Genomic DNA, 21,436 nt, shown 5'->3' with positions numbered 1-21,436 from the left:
CGGGCTTGCTTGCAAGAGCGGCCGTCAGGGAGTGATTGGCAGTCTCTTCTATATATAGAAGCGGTTGGCGCAGAGCCCTGGCGTGATTGGTTGTATTCGCCTGTGGGACGCGCTGCATTGGTGTGGCGGTCCCGATAATATGCCTGCTGTTTTTTTACCCGTTTTCAGTAGGGTGACTTCTTGAGTTTGACCCACTAGAATGCATGCCCTTGATTCTGGGGTCGGAAACGGCCGGCTAACGTCTGTGCAACGAGGAATATCCATGCAAGTTTCTGTTGAAAATACTACTGCTCTCGAGCGCCGCATGAGCGTCACCGTGCCGGCAGAGCGCATCGAGACTCAGGTCAACAAGCGTCTGCAGCAGACTGCCCAAAAGGCCAAGATTGCTGGCTTCCGTCCAGGCAAAGTGCCAATGAGCGAAATCAAGCGCCGTTTCGGTGCTGATGCTCGTCAGGAAGCGGTAGGCGACGTGATCCAGTCCTCCTTCTACGAAGCTGTGGTCGAGCAGAAGCTGAACCCGGCAGGTTCGCCATCGATCGAGCCTAAGTCGCTCGAAGCTGGCAAAGACCTGGAATACGTTGCTGTATTCGAAGTGTTCCCTGAGTTCACCGTTGCCGGTTTCGACGGCATCACCGTTGAGCGCCTGAGCGCTGACGTGGCTGACGCTGACCTGGACAAAATGCTCGACATCCTGCGCAAGCAGAACACTCGTTTTGAAGTGGCCGATCGCGCTGCCCAGAACGAAGACCAACTGAACATCGATTTCGTTGGCAAGGTTGACGGCGAAGTATTCGCTGGCGGCTCCGCCAAGGGCACTCAACTGGTGCTGGGTTCCGGTCGCATGATCCCGGGCTTCGAAGAAGGCCTGGTTGGTGCTAAAGCCGGCGAAGAGCGCGTTCTGAACCTGACCTTCCCTGAGGACTATCAGAACCTGGACCTGGCCGGCAAAACCGCCGAGTTCACCGTGACCGTCAACACTGTGTCCGAGCCTAAGCTGCCAGAGCTGAACGAAGAGTTCTTCGCTCAATTCGGCATCAAGGAAAGCGGCATCGATGGTTTCCGCACCGAAGTTCGCAAGAACATGGAGCGCGAACTGCGTCAGGCGATCAAATCCAAGGTCAAGAATCAGGTAATGGACGGTCTGCTGGCCACCAACCCGATCGAAGTACCTAAGGCGCTGCTGTCCAACGAAGTTGACCGTCTGCGCGTGCAGGCTGTTCAGCAGTTCGGTGGCAACATCAAGCCTGATCAACTGCCGGCCGAGCTGTTCGAAGAGCAAGCCAAGCGCCGCGTCGTGCTGGGCCTGATCGTTGCTGAAGTGGTCAAGCAGTTCGACCTGAAGCCTGACGAAGCTCGCGTTCGCGAAATGATTCAGGAAATGGCTTCGGCTTACCAAGAGCCTGAGCAGGTTGTGTCGTGGTACTACAAAAACGAGCAGCAGCTGAACGAAGTGCGTTCGGTTGTGCTGGAAGAACAAGTTGTGGATACTGTTCTGCAGAAAGCTAGTGTGGCCGACAAAGCGGTCTCTTACGAAGAAGCAGTCAAGCCGGTAGAAGCTCCAACAGCCGACTGATTGAATTTGCGTTAAGAAGTACACACCATAAGCCAGCTCTCGAGCTGGCTTATGCGTATTCAAGACATAACTATTTGGGAGCGACTGCAGAGCATGTTCCGTAATTCTTATATTCAGCAGAACTCTGATATCCAGGCCGCCGGCGGCCTGGTCCCGATGGTTGTCGAGCAATCTGCTCGTGGCGAACGCGCCTATGACATCTATTCGCGCCTGCTCAAGGAGCGAGTGATCTTTCTGGTTGGTCCGGTAGAGGACTACATGGCCAACCTGATCTGCGCGCAACTGCTGTTCCTTGAAGCGGAAAACCCGGACAAGGACATCCATCTTTACATCAACTCCCCGGGCGGTTCGGTGACTGCAGGCATGTCGATCTACGACACCATGCAGTTCATCAAACCGAACGTGTCGACCACCTGCATCGGCCAGGCCTGCAGCATGGGTGCATTCCTGCTGACCGCAGGTGCCCCGGGCAAGCGTTTCTGCCTGCCGAACTCGCGCGTGATGATTCACCAGCCACTGGGCGGTTTCCAGGGCCAGGCGTCGGACATCGAGATCCATGCCAAGGAAATCCTCTTCATTCGCGAGCGTCTGAACACGCTGATGGCCAAGCACAGCGGGCGTACTCTGGAAGAAATCGAGCGCGATACCAATCGCGACAACTTCATGAGTGCAGAAGCTGCGAAGGAATATGGCCTGATCGACGAAGTGATCAACCAGCGCCCAGCTTAAAATAAGCAGCTCAAAATAGGCTTGGTCGGCTTGTCTGATCAGCGGCGGGCTTGAAAAAGCCCGCAATAGCCTTCATCTTGTGTTGCAAGCCTATCGGATTTGGATCGAACGAATGACTGACACCCGCAACGGCGAGGACAACGGCAAGCTGCTCTATTGCTCCTTCTGTGGCAAAAGCCAGCATGAAGTGCGCAAATTGATTGCCGGCCCCTCGGTCTTTATCTGCGACGAGTGCGTCGACCTGTGCAATGACATCATCCGTGAGGAGGTGCAGGAAGCCCAGGCCGAAAGCAGCGCGCATAAATTGCCTTCGCCTAAAGAAATCAGCGGCATCCTTGACCAGTACGTCATTGGTCAGGAGCGTGCCAAAAAGGTTTTGGCCGTAGCGGTGTACAACCACTACAAGCGCCTGAACCAGCGTGACAAAAAGGCTGACGACGTCGAACTCGGCAAGAGCAACATCCTGCTGATCGGCCCGACAGGCTCCGGTAAAACCCTGCTGGCCGAAACACTGGCCCGCTTGCTGAACGTTCCGTTCACCATTGCCGACGCAACCACCCTCACCGAGGCGGGTTACGTGGGTGAAGATGTCGAGAACATCATTCAGAAGCTGCTGCAGAAGTGCGATTACGACGTAGAGAAAGCCCAGATGGGTATTGTCTACATCGACGAAATCGACAAGATTTCCCGCAAGTCCGACAACCCGTCGATCACCCGGGACGTTTCCGGTGAAGGCGTGCAACAGGCCTTGCTGAAGTTGATCGAAGGCACGGTTGCTTCCGTACCGCCGCAAGGTGGTCGCAAGCACCCGCAGCAGGAATTCCTGCAGGTCGACACCCGTAACATCTTGTTCATCTGCGGTGGTGCGTTCTCTGGTCTGGAAAAGGTTATTCAAAACCGTTCCACCAAGGGCGGCATCGGCTTCAACGCGGAAGTGCGCAGCAAGGAAGAAGGCAAGAAAGTCGGTGAATCCCTGCGTGAAGTCGAGCCTGACGATCTGGTCAAGTTCGGTCTGATCCCGGAGTTCGTCGGTCGTCTGCCGGTCCTCGCGACGCTGGACGAGCTGGATGAGGCTGCGCTGATGCAGATCCTCACCGAGCCGAAAAATGCTCTGACCAAACAGTATGCCAAGCTGTTCGAGATGGAAGGCGTGGATCTGGAATTCCGGACCGACGCGCTGAAATCGGTCGCCAAGCGTGCCCTGGAACGTAAAACCGGTGCCCGTGGTCTGCGTTCGATTCTCGAAGGTGTACTGCTCGACACGATGTATGAAATCCCCTCGCAGTCCGAGGTGAGCAAAGTCGTGATCGATGAAAGCGTGATCGAAGGCAAGTCCAAGCCACTGTATATCTACGAGAACAGTGAGCCGACAGCCAAGGCAGCGCCGGACGCGTAAGCGTCCAGTCTGCTGGAATAAAGAAGGGGCCTTCGGGCCTCTTTTTTTTTATGTCATTTTTTACATCCGCTTAGCGCTTGTTTTTTTTCAAGGCAGCCCCCATCTTGGTTTCAAGCTCAATTCCATCTGATTACGGCCATATGGCCGCCGTAGAGGCGAAATCATGAAGACGACCATCGAATTGCCTCTCCTGCCATTGCGTGATGTCGTGGTTTATCCGCACATGGTTATCCCGCTGTTCGTGGGGCGCGAGAAATCCATCGAAGCCCTCGAGGCCGCGATGACGGGCGACAAGCAGATCCTCCTGCTGGCCCAGAGAAACCCGGCTGACGACGATCCCGGTGAAGACGCTCTCTATCGCGTAGGTACCATCGCCACTGTTCTACAGCTTCTGAAGCTGCCTGACGGCACCGTAAAGGTTCTCGTCGAGGGTGAGCAGCGTGGCACCGTCGAACGCTTCAGCGAAGTCGACGGCCACTGCCGTGCTGAAGTTTCGCTGATTGAAGAAGTCGACGCTGCCGAGCGCGAATCCGAAGTGTTCGTGCGCACGCTGCTGTCGCAGTTCGAACAATATGTGCAGTTGGGCAAGAAAGTCCCGGCTGAAGTCCTGTCGTCGCTCAACAGCATCGATGAGCCGGGTCGCCTGGTCGACACCATGGCGGCGCACATGGCGCTGAAAATCGAGCAGAAGCAGGAAATCCTCGAAATCATCGATTTGTCGGCCCGGGTCGAGCACGTTCTGGCGTTGCTGGATGCCGAGATCGATCTGCTGCAAGTCGAAAAACGCATTCGTGGCCGCGTCAAAAAGCAAATGGAGCGCAGTCAGCGCGAGTACTACTTGAATGAGCAGATGAAGGCCATTCAGAAAGAGCTCGGCGACAGCGACGAAGGCCACAACGAAATCGAAGACCTGAAAAAGCGTATCGACGCTGCCGGTCTGCCGAAAGACGCGTTGGCCAAGGCCACGGCCGAGCTGAACAAGCTCAAGCAGATGTCGCCGATGTCCGCTGAGGCCACGGTGGTGCGCTCGTACATCGACTGGCTGGTGCAAGTGCCGTGGAAGGCGCAAAGCAAGGTTCGCTTGGACCTGGCGCGTGCAGAAGACATTCTCGATGCCGATCACTACGGCCTCGAAGAGGTCAAGGAACGTATCCTTGAATACCTCGCCGTGCAAAAACGCGTGAAGAAAATCCGTGGCCCGGTGTTGTGTCTGGTTGGTCCTCCGGGCGTGGGTAAAACCTCGCTGGCAGAGTCGATCGCTCACGCCACCAACCGCAAATTCGTGCGCATGGCCCTCGGTGGCGTGCGTGATGAAGCGGAAATTCGCGGTCACCGTCGGACTTACATCGGTTCGATGCCGGGAAGATTGATTCAAAAGATGACAAAAGTGGGTGTGCGCAACCCGCTGTTCCTGCTCGATGAAATCGACAAAATGGGCAGTGACATGCGTGGCGACCCGGCATCGGCATTGCTGGAAGTGCTCGATCCAGAGCAGAACCACAACTTCAACGACCACTATCTGGAAGTCGATTACGACCTTTCCGATGTGATGTTCCTGTGCACCTCGAACTCGATGAACATCCCGCCGGCGCTGCTCGACCGGATGGAAGTGATCCGTCTGCCGGGCTACACCGAAGACGAGAAGATCAACATCGCGGTCAAATACCTCTCGCCTAAACAGATCGCCGCTAACGGTCTGAAGAAGGGCGAGCTGGAATTCGACGCAGAAGCGATTCGCGACATCATCCGTTACTACACCCGTGAAGCCGGTGTGCGTGGCCTCGAACGTCAGATCGCCAAGGTCTGCCGCAAGGCTGTTAAAGAGCACGCACTGGAAAAACGCTTCTCGGTGAAAGTGACAGCTGATCTGCTGGAGCACTTCCTGGGTGTGCGCAAATTCCGCTACGGTCTGGCCGAACAGCAGGATCAGATCGGTCAGGTGACCGGCCTTGCCTGGACACAGGTGGGCGGCGAATTGCTGACCATCGAAGCCGCGGTTGTGCCGGGTAAAGGTCAGTTGATCAAGACCGGTTCGCTGGGCGATGTAATGGTCGAATCGATCACTGCTGCGCTCACTGTAGTGCGCAGCCGCGCCAAGAGCCTGGGCATTCCTCTGGACTTCCACGAGAAGCGCGACACGCACATCCACATGCCCGAAGGGGCGACCCCGAAGGACGGCCCTAGCGCTGGTGTAGGCATGTGCACGGCGCTGGTGTCGGCATTGACCGGCATTCCGGTGCGCGCCGATGTCGCCATGACCGGTGAAATTACCCTGCGTGGTCAGGTGCTGGCAATTGGTGGTCTGAAGGAAAAATTGCTGGCGGCTCACCGCGGCGGAATCAAGATTGTGATTATTCCGGAAGAGAACGTGCGTGATCTGAAGGAGATTCCTGACAATATCAAGCAGGATCTGCAGATTAAACCGGTTAAATGGATTGACGAGGTCCTGCAAATTGCGCTGCAATACGCGCCGGAGCCCTTGCCGGATGTGGCTCCGGAGATAGTTGCCAAGGACGAAAAACGTGAGTCTGACTCTAAGGAAAGAATTAGCACGCATTAATACGCTTTTGACTGGGGGGCTTCCTTGACAGTTTTTTAGAGCCCTTGTTATAAAGCGGCTCTTAAGTGTCTGTAGGCCATTCAGCACTCGTTTTTGCTTTCACCAAAAAACTTAGAATCATCTCAAAATAGATATAAGGGGACTTAGAGTGAACAAGTCGGAACTGATTGATGCTATCGCTGCATCCGCTGATATCCCGAAAGCTGCTGCTGGCCGTGCGCTGGACGCTGTAATCGAATCCGTCACTGGCGCTCTGAAGGCTGGCGACTCCGTTGTTCTGGTTGGTTTCGGTACTTTCTCCGTGACGGACCGTCCGGCTCGTACCGGTCGTAACCCTCAGACCGGCAAGACTCTGGAAATCCCGGCTGCCAAGAAACCAGGTTTCAAAGCCGGTAAAGCACTGAAAGAAGCTGTTAACTAAGTTTTCAGGTTTTTACCCATCCGGGTCGGGGTCATGCCTGACTTGGCAGCGGAGCGGTAGAGCAGGTCGCTGAAACAGTGGCTTGTAACGCCGGGATCGAGGGTTCGAGCCCTGTCCGCTCCGCCAGTTACGAGAAGGCGCATCCTCGGATGCGCCTTTCTTCTATCCGGATTCTACCCACGCTCCACGGTTGCCTAATTTTGAAGTTCAACCGTTTCTGGGGGACGCATGCTGCAGAATATCAGGGACAATTCACAAGGCTGGATTGCCAAGACCATTATCGGGGTCATCGTTGCACTGATGGCTCTGACCGGTTTCGACGCCATTTTCCAGGCCACGACTCACAAGAATGAGGCGGCCAAGGTCAACGGTGAAGAAATCAGCCAGAACGAACTGAGTCAGGCCGTTGATATGCAACGCCGTCAGTTGATGCAACAGTTGGGCAAAGACTTCGATGCTTCCTTGCTTGATGAGAAAATGCTGCGCGAATCGGCCCTCAAGGGTCTGATCGATCGCAAGCTGCTGCTGCAAGGCGCCGAACAAGCGAAATTCGCTTTCTCCGAAGGCGCACTGGACCAAGTGATCCTGCAAACACCTGAATTCCAGGTGGACGGCAAGTTCAGCTCCGAGCGCTTTGACCAGGTGATCCGTCAACTGGGTTACAGCCGTATGCAATTCCGCCAGATGCTGGCTCAGGAAATGCTGATCGGCCAACTGCGTGCCGGTGTGGCTGGCAGCGGTTTCGTCACCGACGCTGAAGTGTTGGCATTTGCCCGTCTGGAAAAACAGACCCGCGATTTCGCCACCCTGAACGTCAAGGCTGACCCGGCAGCGGTCAAACTGACCGACGACGAAGTCAAGGCGTACTACGACGAGCACGCCAAGGAGTTCATGACTCCGGATCAAGTGATCATCGATTACGTAGAACTGAAGAAGTCTTCGTTCTTCGATCAGGTTGCGGTCAAGGACGAAGACCTGCAGGCGGCGTATCAGAAAGAGATCGCCAACCTGTCGGAACAGCGTCGTGCCGCGCACATTCTGATCGAAGTGAACGACAAGACCACCGAAGCTCAGGCCAAGGCGAAGATCGACGAAGTCCAGGCGCGTCTGGCCAAGGGCGAGAAGTTCGAAGCGCTGGCCAAGGAGTTCTCGCAGGACCCGGGTTCGGCCAACAACGGTGGTGACCTCGGTTATGCAGGTCCGGGTGTTTACGACCCGGCGTTCGAAAAAGCCTTGTACTCCTTGTCGAAAGACCAGGTGTCCGAGCCGATTCGTACTGACTTCGGTTACCACTTGATCAAGCTGCTGGGTGTGGAAGCGCCTGAAGTGCCGACTCTGGCCAGCCTGAAAGACAAGCTGACCCGCGAGCTGAAAGCCGCACAGGTCGAGCAGCGTTTTGTCGAGGCGACCAAGCAACTGGAAGACTCGGCGTTCGAAGCGTCTGACCTGGCTCAGCCAGCGGCGGATCTGAAGCTGACCGTGCACACCTCCAAGCCGTTCGGCCGTGAAGGTGGCGAAGGTGTTGCAGCCAACCGTGCCGTGGTCACTGCTGCTTTCAGCACTGAAGTGATCGACGAAGGTGCCAACAGCACCGCCATCGAGCTGGATCCGGAAACCGTGATCGTGCTGCGTTCCAAGGAGCACCTGAAGCCTGCGCAACTGCCGCTGGAAAGCGTGAATGTGGCCATCCGCACTCAGTTGACCAAAGAGCACGCCAGTGCGGCTGCCAAGACCAAGGCCGAGAAGCTGATTGCTGATCTGCGTGATGGCAAGGCGCCGTTGGACAAGGCAGTTGAGGGTCAGAACTGGAAAGCCACCGAAGCGGCCACTCGTGGTCAGGAAGGTGTTGATCCGGCGGTGCTGCAGGCGTTGTTCCGTATGCCGAAGCCGGCTGCCAAGGACAAGCCGACGTTCACCAGCGTGACGTTGCCCGATGGCAGTCTGATGATCGTGCGTCTGAATGGCGTTAACGAAGCGGCTGCGCCGACGGATGAAGAGAAGGTTCAGTACCGTCGTTTCCTTGCTTCGCGTGAGGGGCAGCAGGACTTTGCGGCGTATCGCAAGCAGTTGGAAGCTCAGGCTGAGATCAAGCGGTTTTGATGGTTGACTGAGATGTAATGTGAAAGCCCCGGCCTGAATAGGTCGGGGCTTTTTTTTCGCTGGGTGGCTGGGCGTGGCGGCCTCTGGGCCGGCCATGCTGCGGGTGTTTTTTATGAATATCCGTTTCTGCGGGTGTTGCCGCTGGCGGTTCCGCCCTTACGGCGGGTCACTTTGGCAAACGCCCCAAAGTAACCAAAGGTCTGTGCCCTGACGTTCGGCCCGCTCGCTGGGGCTCGGGGTTCCTTCGCTCCGGGATTCATCCGGGGGCATCGCCTACGGTTTGCTTCGCTGCACCTCCTCTCGATGTGTTCGACTTCGTCGAACGGTCGCTGCGCTCCCACCCCCGGATAAATCCCTCCACTCAGCCTGCCGACGGGCCTTCAGATCAAGATCAAAAGCTGCAGCCGAGCTAACGCTCATCCTGTTGAGTGGGGCGGCTTTGCCGCGTGGGCGGTATACAAATTAACTGTGGGAGCGAGCTTGCTCGCGAAGGCGGCCTGACAGCCGACCCATCTTCTGTCTGATGTACTCAGTTCCATTGTAGGAGTGAGCCTGCTCGCGATGGCGGCCTGTCAATCGGCCGATTTCCAGCGGTCAGGTCTCAATCCAACAGCTCATTCGGTCTCATTCGGCTCTTGGAAAACCATGTTTCCGAGCTTTGATAGTTACTGACAGGGTCAACACCAACAACCCTGCAACGATCCACGGAAACGCCCCCACACCGAGGTTGCCCAGCAACACACCACCCATCAAACCACCGCCAGCAATCCCGACATTCCACAACGTCACCAGCATCGATTGCGCTGTGTCAGCAGCCTCTTTCGCGGTTTTCGCTGAGGCGGTCTGCAGCAGCGATGGCATTGCGCCAAACGCCAGTCCCCACACAGCGGTGGCGATGTACACCACATTCGGCGAGTCGCGCCACAGACCCAGTGCTATCGCCGAGAGCATGAACAATCCGGCGCTGATCAATACCAGTTCGCGTAGCCAACGGTCGATCAGGCTGCCGACGATCCACAGGCTCAGCACCGAGGCGAGGCCGAATACCAGCAACACGCGGTCGACATTGGTATCCAGCCCGGAAAGCTGCAGAAAGGGCGCGATGTAGGTGTAGAGCAAGTTGTGCGCGACGACGTAGGTGAGGGTGACAAACAATACGGCTCGCACGCCCGGCAAGTTAAACACCTGACGCAGCGGCATGCGCTTTCCCACGCGTTCGCCGGCGAAGTCCGGTACTTGCCAGCGTACCCAGACCACCAACACTACGGTCAGCGCGGTCATGATCGCGAAGCTCAGACGCCAACCGATCAGGCTGCCGAGCAGGGTGCCGACGGGTATTCCCAGCGATAGCGCGAGCGGCGCGCCGAGCATGGCCACGGTGATGGCGCGGCCTTGCAGGTGCGGGGCGACCATACGGCTCGCATATCCGGCCAGCAGTGCCCATAGTAATCCGGCAAATACGCCGGCAATGAAACGTGCAATCAACGTTAGCCAGTACAGCTCCGACAGCGCGGTGATGCTGTTGGCGATGGCAAAGCCGCCGATGGCGGACAGCAGCAGCGGTCTGCGCCGCCAGCCGCGGGTGGCGATCGTCAGTGGAATCGCTGCCAGAATCGAGCCGATTGCGTACAGCGTGACCAATTGCCCGATCAGCGCCTGGGAGACATTCAGGCCGCTGCTCATCTGCGGCAACAGGCCGGCGGGCATGGCTTCGGTCATGACCGTAATGAATCCGGCGGTGGCCAGTGCCAGCAGCGCAGCAAGGGGTAATCGCTCGCGGCGTTCGGCGGGTTGTTCAAGTGCGGGGCATTCGAGTTGTGCGTCGTTCATGAGCCGGCATCCGTGTGCAGAGTTGACGAGGAGCACAGGGTAGAGCGCTGCACATCGGTGAAAAACGGGTTAAGGTTCCGAACATATCGGACACGGATGTCAGCAATGGGAGAGTGGTATGGATAGCCTGGGCAGTATTTCGGTGTTTGTTCAGGTCGCCGAAACGCGCAGTTTCACTGAGGCTGGCCGCTTGCAAGGGGTGTCATCGTCGGCGGTGGGCAAAAGTATCGCGCGGCTGGAGGCGCGACTCGGCGTGCGCCTGTTCCAACGCACCACGCGCAGCGTCACGCTGACCAGTGAGGGCGCGCTGTTTCTGGAGCGCTGTCGCAAGATCCTCGCTGAAGTCGAGGCGGCGGAATTCGAGTTGTGTGATGCCGCCGCCAAACCCCATGGCAAGTTACGCATCAGCCTGCCGCAGGTGCATGGCCTGGTGATGCCGGTCATGACCGAGTTCATGGGGTTGTACCCGCAGATTGAACTGGATCTGGATTTGACCGATCGCATGGTCGATGTGGTTGAGGAAGGTTTCGACGCGGTGATCCGTACCGGCAAACCGCGAGATTCGCGACTGATGGCGCGACCGTTGGGCGATTTTCACATGGTGCTGGTGGCCAGCCCGGCCTATCTGGCGCAACGCGGTGTGCCACAAACGCCGGGCGATCTGGCAGCGCACGCGTGCCTGCGGCATACGTTTCATGCGACCGGCAAACTGGAAACATGGCCGCTGATCCGCGCGCAAAGTGCCGCCGAGCCGACGTTGCCGACGCGGCTGGTCAGTACGTCCATCGAGGCCGTGAGCCACGCGGTGCTGGCCGGTATGGGCATTGCCTGTCTGCCTGATTTCATGACCCGTGAGGCCGAGGCCCAAGGGCGCTTGCAGCGGGTGCTGGATGCGCATCTGGAACACACCGGGCAGTTCTGGGTCCTATGGCCATCGAGTCGCCACGCCACGGCGAAACTGCGCGTGTTCATCGATCATCTGGCGTTGCGACTTTTTCCCGCAACGCGCGGTCGATAGAGTTGTAACTGCTTTAAGACACTAATCCATGCGCCGCAGGGTCGTGATCTGTTGCACAATACGCCCCGGACTGTTTTCTCTCAGGATGTTCAATGTTGATTTCCACTCCCATGCGTGTTGTCGGGTTGGCGCTGTTGTTGACCGCTGTTGCCGGCTGTTCGAAAGACAAGCCGATGTATGAGCATGAGAACTTCGATGACTCTGGTACGTTTTCGCGCAATTACCCGGTGACCGATTCGGTCAGTTGCGAAGCGGCCCGTCGTGCGTTGCTCAGCCAGGGCTACATCATCACCAGCAGTGACCCGAAACTGGTCAGTGGCCACAAGAGTTTCCAGCAAACCGGCGACACCCACATGGAGATCAGCTTCAACGTGGTCTGCGCCGATGACGGCAGTGTCGGGCACCATGCGACGATGTTTGCCAACGCCTTGCAGGATCGTTATGCGCTGAAGAAGACCAACAACTCCGCCAGCCTCGGCGTGGGTGTGTTGGGTTCGGTGTCGATGCCGATCGGCTCGTCCGACGATTCGATGGTCAAGGTTGCCAGCGAGACGGTGACGTCGCAGAAGTTCTATGAGCGCTTCTTCACGCTGGTGGAGTTGTTCCTGCCGGCGGAAGCAAAGAAAGCTGCGCACATTGAAGAGAAGCCGAAGGCTGACCTCGGTGTGCCTGAGGCGAAGGCGGCTCCGGCAGCGCTGGCGCCAACGCCGACTCCAACGCCTGCGCCCGCCGCAACCCCTGCGCCTGCAGCGGAGCCCGCTCCCGCACCCGCCGAGGCCGCGCCAGTGACGTCTGAACCGGTTGCGCCACCGGCAGAGGCCGCGCCGATCACTCCGGCGCCGAGCGCAGAACCTGCACCGGCGCCGACGACCGAAACCATCACGCCACCGGCCAACCCGGACATCCCGCCGCCATCCGAGCCGATTCCGGCGATGCCAGCGTCCGGCCAATAAACCAGCCTCACCGCAAATCCCTGTGGGAGCGAGCCTGCTCGCGAAAGCGTCGGAACATTCAGCACGCATGTGACTGACTGGCCGCCTTCGCGAGCAGGCTCGCTCCCACAGTGGTTTTTGCGGTGGCTTAAAATCTCGTTACATTCCCCTGACAAAATTCCCGCGATAAATTCCTGACCACCTGCTACGTTTTAATCATGAAGGCCGGGTTTCACTTTTCCTTCACACGAGCACGTTAAGCTCGAGGTACTGGGCATTTGCTCAGGCCCATTCAAGAGAGCAGCAGGGGGATTACACGATGGATGAATATCAAGAAGAGCTGCTCGAGTATCAGGCCTTTGAACTGGATCAACCCGAGCCCGCCGAAGACGCCACCGAGCTTTGACTTGCAGCTTGAAGCTGGTAACGCGCAGCCGCTTTTATGCCGTTTTGCGGTGACTGCGGCGGAATTCGCCGGGCGTCTGACCGCTCCAGCGTTTAAAGGCTCGCTGGAACGCTTCGGCTGAAGCGAAACCGAGCAGGTAGGCGATTTCTCCAAAAGCCAGTTCGGTGTCGCGGATGTAGGTCATCGCCAGATCCCGACGCGTGTCGTTGAGGATCGCGCGAAACTGCGTGCCTTCCTCGGCCAGTTTGCGCCGCAACGTCCAGGTCGGCAGCTTCAGGCGTGCCGCCACTTCTTCCAGGTCGGGTTCCCGGCCGCCATTGAGCAACGGCCCCAATAGCTGAGTGATGCGTTCGCGCAGGCTGCGGGTTCGGGTCAATTGCTCAAGTTCCCGCTCACACAACTGCAGCAGATGCCGCCAGGTACTCGGGCAATGCTCGGGATTGCGCTGTGCGAGGCTGTTGAGGTTCAGGCGCAGTTGATTACGCTCGGCACCGAACTGGATCGGGCAATCCCCCAGCACGCTGTAAGCCTCGCGGTAATCGGGCTCATCGAATTCGATTTCAATGCGTTCGGCGCGCAGCGGTTCACCGCTGACACTGGAGAGCTGATGCAACCACCCGGCGATGATTGAGTCCACGACAAAACGGTTATAGGCGTTGTACGGGCTGATCGAATAGAAACGCAGCCACGCGCCATGGGCGTCTTCGTGGAAACTCGACTGGCCGCGATAATTGGAGCCGTACAACGCTTCGAAACGGATCAGGCAGCGCGCGGCCTCACGCACGGTCGGCGCTTGTGCGGCGGTGACACCGGCCAGCCCGGCCTGGCTCAGGCGACTGAGCTGGCCCATGCGCAATCCCAACGCCGAATTGCCGGTCAGTTGAATCGCCGCGTGGCCCAGGCGCATATAGCGCGGAATCGACAAACGCGCCCCGGCCTCGGCCAGCCGTGCGGCGTCGAGGCCATATTGCTCGAGGAGCGGCTGCGGATCGACCGCATGACTGCGCACGGCATCGGCGAGGCTGTGCACGAAGCCCACCGACAGATCCCCCAGACGCATCGGCAGCGGTTTCATGGCTTACAACCAGATGTTCAACAAACGCGCGCCACGGGCCTCGCCATCGGCGAACTGCTGACCGTTGCTGCTGAGGAAACTCTGACCGGCACTGGCCTTGTCCCAGAACTGCCCGCGCAGGAACACACTGATGCCGGCGATCGCTCGGCTGCTCGGTGGCTGCGCGGTCAGCGTCAACCGATGCCAAGCCTGTCCTTCTGTAAGCTCACCGGGTTTGAGACTGACCGAGCCCGGGGTACTTGAACCTTTGTAACCGCGCCATGGCTGATTCCACGCGCCTTGGCCGAACACCTGCGCCGGCACCGCAACCAATTGTGCGTTTTGCTCATCGAGTTTGCGGTAATTGTCCGGATACCAACTGTCGCTGCCAATCAGCACACCGAGGCGTCCGGCCGGGGTGTCGACCACGTTGAGCGCATGTTTGTCTGCACCTTCGATCACTTCACGTTGATCGAACACCGGGTGCATCTGCCGTTGCGGCTGACCCAGCGGCACGCCGTCACGGCCGAACACCACGCTGCTGTTGAACAGCGCACCGCTGCCGGGTTTGAGCTGGCCATCACGGATGCTCGGTTCCGGCAGCACGATCGAACCCGCCACCAGCGTCACATGAAACTCTTTGGCCAGACCACCGAACAGTGCCTGGTAATCCTTGGCCATCGCCTTGGATTTCATGCGCAGGTACGCGTCATTGAGGCGGTCACTGCCGTTGGCACTGAACCAGGCGCGGGCGAACAACAACGGATTGCTCGCCGCCAGCCAGTTCATCGCCTCGGCGAGGGTCGGGGCCTGATACAGCTCGTCTTTTTCACCGCTGAGCAGCAACCAGGTGCCGACGTTTTCCGGCAATACCACGACGGTTTTGTCATTCAGCAGGCCTTGATCCTGGGCTTGCTGCAGATAAGCCGCGAGTTTGCGGTGCAAGCGTTCGGCGCTTTGATAATCGGTGGGAAACAGTTCGGGCTGGATGCCCAGCAGATTGCCGCGATCGGCTGGGGTGCCCTGATCGACCGCGACTTTAATGCGTAAGTCCGACAGGTAATGCCCCGCCGGCCGGTCCGCCGCCCACATGGCGTAGGTGGTCAGGGCGGCAACGAGGGCCATGGAAAAAAACAGGTACAAAAGTTTGCGCATGAAAACCAACAACTACCGGGTGCAGGGTATGGCGACTAGGGTAGGGCCCATGGCTCCGGTTGCCAAGGGGCGCTGCGCATTTGGATCAATAAGTTGTCAGTTACGGTCATTGAGTGACAGCGATACGACTCTTAGTCTGTCGAACATGACTGATGGGGGCCGCAGAGCTCCCGCAACTTTTCCGTGATTGCTCGTTGTGGAGTTACCGATGACCGCCGCTCATTACCCGCACCTGTTGGCCCCGCTGGACCTGGGATTCACCACGCTACGCAACCGCACCCTGATGGGCTCGATGCACACGGGCCTTGAAGAAAAACCGGGTGGTTTCGAGCGCATGGCGGCGTACTTCGCTGAGCGTGCCCGAGGCGGCGTTGGCCTGATGGTCACTGGCGGTATCGGTCCGAACGACGAGGGCGGCGTCTATTCTGGTGCGGCCAAGCTGACCACCGAGGAGGAAGCGCTCAAGCACCGCATCGTCACCCGCGCGGTGCACGACGCGGGCGGCAAGATCTGCATGCAGATCCTTCACGCTGGGCGTTATGCCTACAGCCCGAAGCAGGTCGCGCCGAGTGCGATCCAGGCCCCGATCAACCCGTTCAAGCCCAAAGAGCTGGACGAAGAAGGCATCGAGAAGCAGATCAACGATTTCGTCACCTGCTCGGTACTGGCGCAGACCGCCGAGTATGACGGCGTCGAGATCATGGGCTCGGAAGGGTATTTCATTAACCAGTTCCTCGCCGCGCACACCAATCACCGCACCGACCGTTGGGGTGGCAGCTACGAAAACCGTATGCGCCTGCCGGTGGAAATCGTTCGCCGTGTACGCGAAGCCGTCGGCCCGAACTTCATCATCATTTTCCGTCTGTCGATGCTCGATCTGGTCGAGGGCGGCAGCACCTGGGACGAGATCGTCACCCTGGCCAAAGCCATCGAGCAGGCCGGTGCGACCATCATCAACACCGGCATCGGCTGGCACGAAGCGCGGATCCCGACCATCGCCACCAAAGTGCCGCGTGCGGCGTTCAGCAAGGTCACGGCCAAACTGCGCGGCTCGGTGAAGATCCCGCTGATCACCACCAACCGCATCAACACCCCGGAAATCGCCGAGCAGATTCTTGCCGAGGGCGATGCCGACATGGTCTCGATGGCGCGGCCGTTCCTCGCCGACCCGGACTTCGTCAACAAGGCCGCTGAAGGTCGTGCGGACGAAATCAACACCTGCATCGGTTGCAACCAGGCGTGCCTCGATCACACCTTCGGCGGCAAGCTGACCAGCTGTCTGGTCAACCCGCGTGCGTGCCACGAAACCGAACTCAACTACCTGCCGGTGCAGCAGAGCAAGAAAATCGCCGTGGTCGGCGCTGGCCCTGCCGGTTTGTCCGCCGCCACTGTAGCTGCCGAGCGCGGCCATCAGGTGACGTTGTTCGATTCGGCCAGTGAAATCGGCGGCCAGTTCAACATCGCCAAGCGCGTGCCGGGCAAGGAAGAGTTTTTCGAAACCCTGCGTTACTTCAAGCGCAAGCTGCAGACCACTAACGTTGAGGTGTGCCTGAACACCCGCGTCGACGTGGCGAAACTGGTTGAAGGCGGGTACGACGAAATCATCCTTGCCACCGGCATTGCGCCGCGTGTGCCGGCGATTCCGGGCGTCGACAACGCCAAGGTGCTGAGCTACCTGGATGTGATCCTTGAGCGTAAACCGGTCGGCAAGCGTGTCGCTGTGATCGGCGCCGGCGGTATCGGTTTTGACGTGTCGGAATTCCTTGTCCACGAAGGCGTGGCCACCAGTCAGGATCGCGCCGCGTTCTGGAAAGAGTGGGGCATCGATACCAAACTGGAGGCTCGCGGTGGCGTCGCCGGGATCAAAGCCGCACCGCATGCCCCGGCCCGTGAAGTGTTTCTGTTGCAGCGCAAGAAAACCAAGGTCGGTGATGGTCTGGGTAAAACCACCGGCTGGATTCACCGTACCGGTTTGAAGAACAAACAGGTGCAGATGCTTAACAGCGTTGAATACCTGAGCATCGATGACCAAGGCCTGCACATTCGAATCGGTGAAACTGGCGAGCCCCAACTGCTGGCGGTGGACAACATTGTGATTTGCGCGGGGCAGGATCCGCTGCGTGAACTGCACGACGGTCTGGTTGAGGCGGGGCAGAACGTGCACCTGATCGGCGGCGCCGATGTCGCGGCGGAGCTGGATGCCAAGCGTGCGATCAACCAGGGTTCGCGCCTCGCCGCTGAACTTTAAGCCCTGCGCTGAACCTGTGGGAGCGAGCCTGCTCGCGAAGGCGTGGTGTCAGTCGACATATGTATTGGCTGACACTCCGCTTTCGCGAGCAGGCTCGCTCCCACAGGGTTTGTGTTGTTCACAGATGCAGTGAGCACCACCAAACCAATGTATGAGTGAGCCTGCTCGCGATGGCTGCTTCTGAGCGACTAGAATGCCGGCTCTGTCCAGATCGAATCGCCGCCCATGCTTTTGCCTCCCTCCAACTGGCTCCCCCAAGCCCCGCTACAACCGCTTCAACTCGACTGGCTCGCAACCGCCGGCATTGAAGTCGCCATCCTGCGCCTCGACCAGATCGACCCGCTGATCAGCGGCAACAAATGGTTCAAACTCGTCGAACACCTCAAGGCCGCCGACCGTGCGGGTGCCGAAGGCATCATCAGTCTCGGTGGGGCTCACTCCAATCATCTGCATGCGTTGGCGGCGGCGGGAAAACGGCTGGGGTTCAAAACCGTGGGGCTGTTGCGCGGGCATGCACAGGAAACGCCGACAGTGCAGGATTTGCAGGCATTCGGCATGCAACTGCATTGGTTGGGTTACGGCGGCTATCGCGCACGAAACCAGCCGGGATTCTGGGAGCCTTGGCGCGCGCAGTATCCGCAGTTGTATGCGGTGCCCGAGGGCGGTGGCAGCTTAACGGGGGCGCTCGGTTGTGCGGCCATCAAACAGCAGGTGCAAGCGCAATTGCACACGCTGGGCTGGAGTGATTATCACGCTTGGTGGCTGGCTTGCGGCACCGGCACGACATTGGCGGGATTGCTGCTGGCCGAAGCAGGGGCCCACCCGGTCTATGGCGCGCTGGCTGTGCCAGATGATCACGGCGTGGCGCCGCAAGTCGAGTCGATCCTGCAAGCCGCAGGGCAGGGCAACGGGCGCTATGAACTGATCGACGCCAGCCGCGGCGGTTTCGCCAAGGTTGATCCGGCGTTGCTTGAGTTCATCGAACAAACCGAACAGGCCAGCGGCGTTCCTCTGGAGCCGCTGTACACCGGCAAGGCGTTGCTGGCGCTCAAACTGCAAGTCGAGGCGGGCAGGTTCGCAGCCGGCACACGGCTGATCTTCATTCATACCGGAGGTTTGCAGGGGCGGCGCGGGTTTATCGCCAGCCCCTGACGCTCAACCGCGCTTGGGCATCATCCGCAGCAGGGTGTTATCGCGCACCACATAATGGTGATAGATCCCCGCCAGGGCATGTAGCCCGATCAGCCAGTAGCCGATCGTGGCAATGAGCACATGCCAGTACTCGACCTGTTTGGCGAAATCCTTGTTCTCCGCGACCAGCAGCGGCAGATCAAAACCATAGAACATCACCTGATGCCCTTCGGCGCTGGTGATCAGCCAGCCGAGAATCGGCATGCTGATCATGAACAGGTACAACGCCCAGTGCATCAGCCGCGCCAGCACGGTTTGCCATTGCGGCGAGGCGGGGAAGATTTTCGGCGCCGGGCCAATGCTGCGCGCGAGCAGGCGAAACCACACCAGCACAAACACGGTCAGGCCGAGCATGTAGTGCACTTCGCGGATCAGCGTGCGCCCGCCACTGCCTTTGGGAAACAGGCCGCGCAACTCCATGCTGGCGTACACCAGCACCAACAGGACCAGCATCAGCCAGTGCAACAGGACCGAGACGGTGCTGTAGCGCGATTCGGAACTTGTCCACGGCATACGGTGTGTCCTCACAGATCAGGGTCAAAACGGCCGTTCTTGGGCGACGGCATGCTTTAACTGTAATCCGCTTTGGCGGATTTGCCTGAGGCTGATCGGACTTTCAATGCTCTGAATGGGGGCTTTGCCAATAAAAAACGCCAGCGTCGTGCAGACGCTGGCGTTTTTGTTTGTAGCCAGCGCCAGGAATCAGCTCGATTGCGGCATCTCGCCGTTGGCCAGGCGCTTGTTGATGTCAGCAATCACTTCCGGCAAATCGGTGATGGTGTCGATCATGTAATGCGGGCGCGAGCCTTCGAACAGCGCGTGAATGCGCTTGCGTTCGCTGGCCAGTTCATCGCTGCCCAAGGCGCGGAAACCGGCGTAATCCAGACCCAGCGCGTTGCCCGAGCAGATCAGTGCCACGGTCCACATCCCGGCGCGGCGGCCTTCGAGAATGCCCGGCACGGTGTCATCGATCTTCACGCACGCCGCGACATCGTCGATGCCCAGCGCGATCACGTTGGCCAGGGCCTGTGCCGGCCATGGGCGACCATTCGGCACTTCGTCGGTGGCAACCACGTGGTCGGCGACGTAGCCGTTGGTGGCAGCCAGTTCGACGACCTTGTCCATCACTTGCTTCGGGTAGCCGGAGCAGGAACCGATCTTGATCCCTTGCTGACGCAGATTGGCGATGGTTTCCAGTGCGCCGGGAATCAGCGCCGAGTGCTCGGCGATCTTCTCGATCTGCAGCGGCATGAAGCGCTTGTAGATCGCAGTGACGTCGTCATCGGTCGGCGTGCGGCCGAATGCCTTGCGATAACGCTCGGCCACTTGTGGCTGATCGCAGAGGGTGCGGATGTGGTCCCACTTGCCCATGCCCATCGGCCCGCGGGCTTCTTCGATGGAGACCTGCACGTCGAACTCGGCGAAGGCTTCGACGAAGATCTGCGTGGGTGCGAACGAGCCGAAATCGACCACGGTGCCGGCCCAGTCGAGGATCGCGGCTTGCAGCTTGTTTGGATTGATGTAGTTCATGTTGATCAAATTCCTGAGTTGGCAATGCAATTCAAACTGTAGGAATGAGCCTGCTCGCGATAGCGGTTGATTACTCAACAGCTTCGTCGACTGACACGGCCTCATCGCGAGCAGGCTCACTCCTACAAGGGATTGGTGGTGTGGCTCAGATTTCGAGGACTTCCATCTCACGCAACACTTCACCGACCGCCGCGACGGCCTGGCGCATTTCGTCCGGGCTGACATGGCCGATGCAACCGACGCGGAAGGTCTCGACCTGGGTCAATTTGCCCGGATAGAGGATGTAACCCTTGGCCTTGACCCGCTCGTAGAAATCCTTGAACTGATAACGCGGATCTTGCGGCGCATGGAACGTGGCAATGATCGGCGCCTGAATCGCCGCCGGCAGGAAGCTGCGCAAACCGAGTTTGCCCATCTCATCCATCAATGCCTGACAGTTGGCGGCATAGCGCGCATGCCGCGCCGGCAGGCCACCTTCTTCGTTGTATTGCAGCAGCGCTTCGTGCAGCGCCGCGACCACGTGGGTCGGCGGGGTGAAGCGCCATTGCCCGGTTTTCATCATGTAAGCGTGCTGGTCGTACAGGTCCATTGCCAGCGAATGCGAGTTACCGGCGGCAGCGGCCAGTGACTCTTTGCGAGCAAACACGAAGCCCATCCCCGGCACGCCTTCCAGGCATTTGCCGGACGCGGCGATCAGTGCGTCGAACGGCACTTGCTGCGCATCCACCGGCAGTGCGCCGAAGGAGCTCATGGCGTCGATGATCAGGCGTTTGCCGTGTTGCGCGACGACCTGGGCAATCTCCGCCAGCGGGTTGAGAATGCCGGTGCTGGTTTCGCAGTGGATCAGCGCAACGTGGGTAATGTTGCTATCGGCGCGCAACAGGCGATCGACGTCAGCGGCGGTGGTCGGCTCATCTTCAGCGGTTTCAAAGGTGCTGAACGAGCGGCCGAGCACTTCGCAGATCTTCGCCAGACGCTTGCCGTAGGCACCGTTGATCAGCACCAGCACTTTGCCATCACGCGGCACCAGGGTGCCGATCGCCGCTTCAACAGCGAAGGTGCCGCTGCCCTGCAATGGTACGCAGTGGTGAGTGGCGGCGCCGTTGAGGATCGCCAGCAGTTGTTCGCAGAGGCTGGCGGTCAGTTGATTGAAACGGTCATCCCATGACCCCCAGTCGACCATCATCGCCTGGCGGGTGCGGGCCGAAGTGGTCAACGGGCCGGGAGTGAGCAGGATGGGTTCGGCGATACTCATTCGTATGTCCTCGGATTGCGCTGTGGGATGAAGCTACG

Annotated in this window: 16 protein-coding genes; 10 read left to right on the top strand and 6 right to left on the bottom strand. The window is 59.0% G+C overall.

The genetic code is table 11. The features are described from left to right. Positions 1 to 262: 262 nt before the first annotated feature. The 6 genes from tig to ACZZ0A_RS15120 all read left to right on the top strand — a co-directional run bounded on the left by tig (position 263) and on the right by ACZZ0A_RS15120 (position 8,779). A complete protein-coding gene (tig, locus tag ACZZ0A_RS15145; RefSeq protein ID WP_463543399.1) occupies positions 263 to 1,573 on the top strand; it encodes a trigger factor in 1,311 nt (436 codons plus the stop codon). Positions 1,574 to 1,666: 93 nt separating this feature from the next. Beyond that, on the top strand, positions 1,667 to 2,302 hold the full coding sequence (clpP, locus tag ACZZ0A_RS15140; RefSeq protein ID WP_007951559.1) for an ATP-dependent Clp endopeptidase proteolytic subunit ClpP: 636 nt from the start codon (positions 1,667 to 1,669) through the stop codon (positions 2,300 to 2,302). A 112-nt stretch (positions 2,303 to 2,414) separates the two neighbouring features. Beyond that, a complete protein-coding gene (gene clpX / locus ACZZ0A_RS15135; RefSeq protein ID WP_003223632.1) occupies positions 2,415 to 3,698 on the top strand; it encodes an ATP-dependent Clp protease ATP-binding subunit ClpX in 1,284 nt (427 codons plus the stop codon). Positions 3,699 to 3,861: 163 nt separating this feature from the next. Then, positions 3,862 to 6,258, top strand: a complete 2,397-nt coding sequence (gene lon / locus ACZZ0A_RS15130; protein ID WP_007917325.1) for an endopeptidase La — start codon at positions 3,862 to 3,864, stop codon at positions 6,256 to 6,258. A 148-nt stretch (positions 6,259 to 6,406) separates the two neighbouring features. After that, complete coding sequence (locus tag ACZZ0A_RS15125) at positions 6,407 to 6,679, top strand: HU family DNA-binding protein (RefSeq protein WP_003183171.1); 273 nt, start codon at positions 6,407 to 6,409, stop codon at positions 6,677 to 6,679. A 228-nt stretch (positions 6,680 to 6,907) separates the two neighbouring features. Beyond that, positions 6,908 to 8,779: a SurA N-terminal domain-containing protein gene (locus ACZZ0A_RS15120; protein ID WP_007917317.1), complete on the top strand. Its 1,872-nt coding sequence runs from the start codon at positions 6,908 to 6,910 to the stop codon at positions 8,777 to 8,779. A gap of 624 nt (positions 8,780 to 9,403) precedes the next feature. On the opposite strand, the gene ACZZ0A_RS15115 is transcribed toward ACZZ0A_RS15120, so the two are convergent. Beyond that, positions 9,404 to 10,609, bottom strand: coding sequence for an MFS transporter (locus tag ACZZ0A_RS15115; protein ID WP_463543398.1), 1,206 nt, complete (start codon positions 10,607 to 10,609; stop codon positions 9,404 to 9,406). Positions 10,610 to 10,727: 118 nt separating this feature from the next. Here ACZZ0A_RS15115 and ACZZ0A_RS15110 point away from each other — a divergent pair, with 118 nt between their 5' ends. After that, the gene (locus tag ACZZ0A_RS15110) at positions 10,728 to 11,627 is read left to right on the top strand and encodes a LysR family transcriptional regulator (protein WP_447786219.1); all 900 of its coding nucleotides are present in this window, start codon (positions 10,728 to 10,730) and stop codon (positions 11,625 to 11,627) included. Between the two features lie 92 nt (positions 11,628 to 11,719). Then, a complete protein-coding gene (locus ACZZ0A_RS15105; protein WP_414893856.1) occupies positions 11,720 to 12,580 on the top strand; it encodes a DUF2242 domain-containing protein in 861 nt (286 codons plus the stop codon). 419 nt (positions 12,581 to 12,999) lie between these two features. On the opposite strand, the gene ACZZ0A_RS15100 is transcribed toward ACZZ0A_RS15105, so the two are convergent. After that, on the bottom strand, positions 13,000 to 14,040 hold the full coding sequence (locus tag ACZZ0A_RS15100) for an AraC family transcriptional regulator (protein WP_463543397.1): 1,041 nt from the start codon (positions 14,038 to 14,040) through the stop codon (positions 13,000 to 13,002). A gap of 3 nt (positions 14,041 to 14,043) precedes the next feature. Then, a complete protein-coding gene (locus ACZZ0A_RS15095) occupies positions 14,044 to 15,174 on the bottom strand; it encodes a nitrilase-related carbon-nitrogen hydrolase (RefSeq protein ID WP_414893854.1) in 1,131 nt (376 codons plus the stop codon). 208 nt (positions 15,175 to 15,382) lie between these two features. On the opposite strand from ACZZ0A_RS15095, the gene ACZZ0A_RS15090 reads away from it, so the two are divergent. Beyond that, positions 15,383 to 17,422 (top strand): NADPH-dependent 2,4-dienoyl-CoA reductase, encoded by a 2,040-nt coding sequence (locus tag ACZZ0A_RS15090; protein WP_123376237.1) that lies wholly within the window; start codon positions 15,383 to 15,385, stop codon positions 17,420 to 17,422. A 225-nt stretch (positions 17,423 to 17,647) separates the two neighbouring features. Continuing rightward, positions 17,648 to 18,574 carry a 1-aminocyclopropane-1-carboxylate deaminase/D-cysteine desulfhydrase gene (locus ACZZ0A_RS15085; RefSeq protein ID WP_463543396.1) on the top strand — a complete coding sequence of 309 codons (927 nt, stop codon included), beginning with the start codon at positions 17,648 to 17,650 and terminating at the stop codon, positions 18,572 to 18,574. Between the two features lie 3 nt (positions 18,575 to 18,577). Here the strand turns inward: ACZZ0A_RS15085 and ACZZ0A_RS15080 are convergent, their stop codons facing one another. The 3 genes from ACZZ0A_RS15080 to ACZZ0A_RS15070 all read right to left on the bottom strand — a co-directional run bounded on the left by ACZZ0A_RS15080 (position 18,578) and on the right by ACZZ0A_RS15070 (position 21,398). After that, a complete protein-coding gene (locus tag ACZZ0A_RS15080; RefSeq protein WP_007917296.1) occupies positions 18,578 to 19,126 on the bottom strand; it encodes a cytochrome b in 549 nt (182 codons plus the stop codon). Positions 19,127 to 19,315: 189 nt separating this feature from the next. Next, a complete protein-coding gene (phnX, locus tag ACZZ0A_RS15075; protein WP_095113725.1) occupies positions 19,316 to 20,143 on the bottom strand; it encodes a phosphonoacetaldehyde hydrolase in 828 nt (275 codons plus the stop codon). A 145-nt stretch (positions 20,144 to 20,288) separates the two neighbouring features. Then, the gene (locus tag ACZZ0A_RS15070; protein ID WP_095113724.1) at positions 20,289 to 21,398 is read right to left on the bottom strand and encodes a 2-aminoethylphosphonate--pyruvate transaminase; all 1,110 of its coding nucleotides are present in this window, start codon (positions 21,396 to 21,398) and stop codon (positions 20,289 to 20,291) included. Positions 21,399 to 21,436 lie beyond the last annotated feature (38 nt).

The organism is Pseudomonas sp. AC242 (assembly GCF_979258655.1).
The sequence above is the reverse complement of the archived record's forward strand: the minus strand, read 5'-3'. Positions and strand labels throughout refer to the sequence as shown.

Excerpts from the sequence above, each read along its gene's own strand:
- tig (WP_463543399.1), top strand. The coding sequence starts at position 263 with ATGCAAGTTTCTGTTGAAAATACTACTGCTCTCGAGCGCCGCATGAGC.
- clpP (WP_007951559.1), top strand. The coding sequence starts at position 1,667 with ATGTTCCGTAATTCTTATATTCAGCAGAACTCTGATATCCAGGCCGCC.
- clpX (WP_003223632.1), top strand. The coding sequence starts at position 2,415 with ATGACTGACACCCGCAACGGCGAGGACAACGGCAAGCTGCTCTATTGC.
- lon (WP_007917325.1), top strand. The coding sequence starts at position 3,862 with ATGAAGACGACCATCGAATTGCCTCTCCTGCCATTGCGTGATGTCGTG.
- ACZZ0A_RS15120 (WP_007917317.1), top strand. The coding sequence starts at position 6,908 with ATGCTGCAGAATATCAGGGACAATTCACAAGGCTGGATTGCCAAGACC.
- ACZZ0A_RS15115 (WP_463543398.1), bottom strand. The coding sequence starts at position 10,609 with ATGAACGACGCACAACTCGAATGCCCCGCACTTGAACAACCCGCCGAA.
- ACZZ0A_RS15110 (WP_447786219.1), top strand. The coding sequence starts at position 10,728 with ATGGATAGCCTGGGCAGTATTTCGGTGTTTGTTCAGGTCGCCGAAACG.
- ACZZ0A_RS15105 (WP_414893856.1), top strand. The coding sequence starts at position 11,720 with ATGTTGATTTCCACTCCCATGCGTGTTGTCGGGTTGGCGCTGTTGTTG.
- ACZZ0A_RS15100 (WP_463543397.1), bottom strand. The coding sequence starts at position 14,040 with ATGAAACCGCTGCCGATGCGTCTGGGGGATCTGTCGGTGGGCTTCGTG.
- ACZZ0A_RS15095 (WP_414893854.1), bottom strand. The coding sequence starts at position 15,174 with ATGCGCAAACTTTTGTACCTGTTTTTTTCCATGGCCCTCGTTGCCGCC.
- ACZZ0A_RS15090 (WP_123376237.1), top strand. The coding sequence starts at position 15,383 with ATGACCGCCGCTCATTACCCGCACCTGTTGGCCCCGCTGGACCTGGGA.
- ACZZ0A_RS15085 (WP_463543396.1), top strand. The coding sequence starts at position 17,648 with ATGCTTTTGCCTCCCTCCAACTGGCTCCCCCAAGCCCCGCTACAACCG.
- ACZZ0A_RS15080 (WP_007917296.1), bottom strand. The coding sequence starts at position 19,126 with ATGCCGTGGACAAGTTCCGAATCGCGCTACAGCACCGTCTCGGTCCTG.
- phnX (WP_095113725.1), bottom strand. The coding sequence starts at position 20,143 with ATGAACTACATCAATCCAAACAAGCTGCAAGCCGCGATCCTCGACTGG.
- ACZZ0A_RS15070 (WP_095113724.1), bottom strand. The coding sequence starts at position 21,398 with ATGAGTATCGCCGAACCCATCCTGCTCACTCCCGGCCCGTTGACCACT.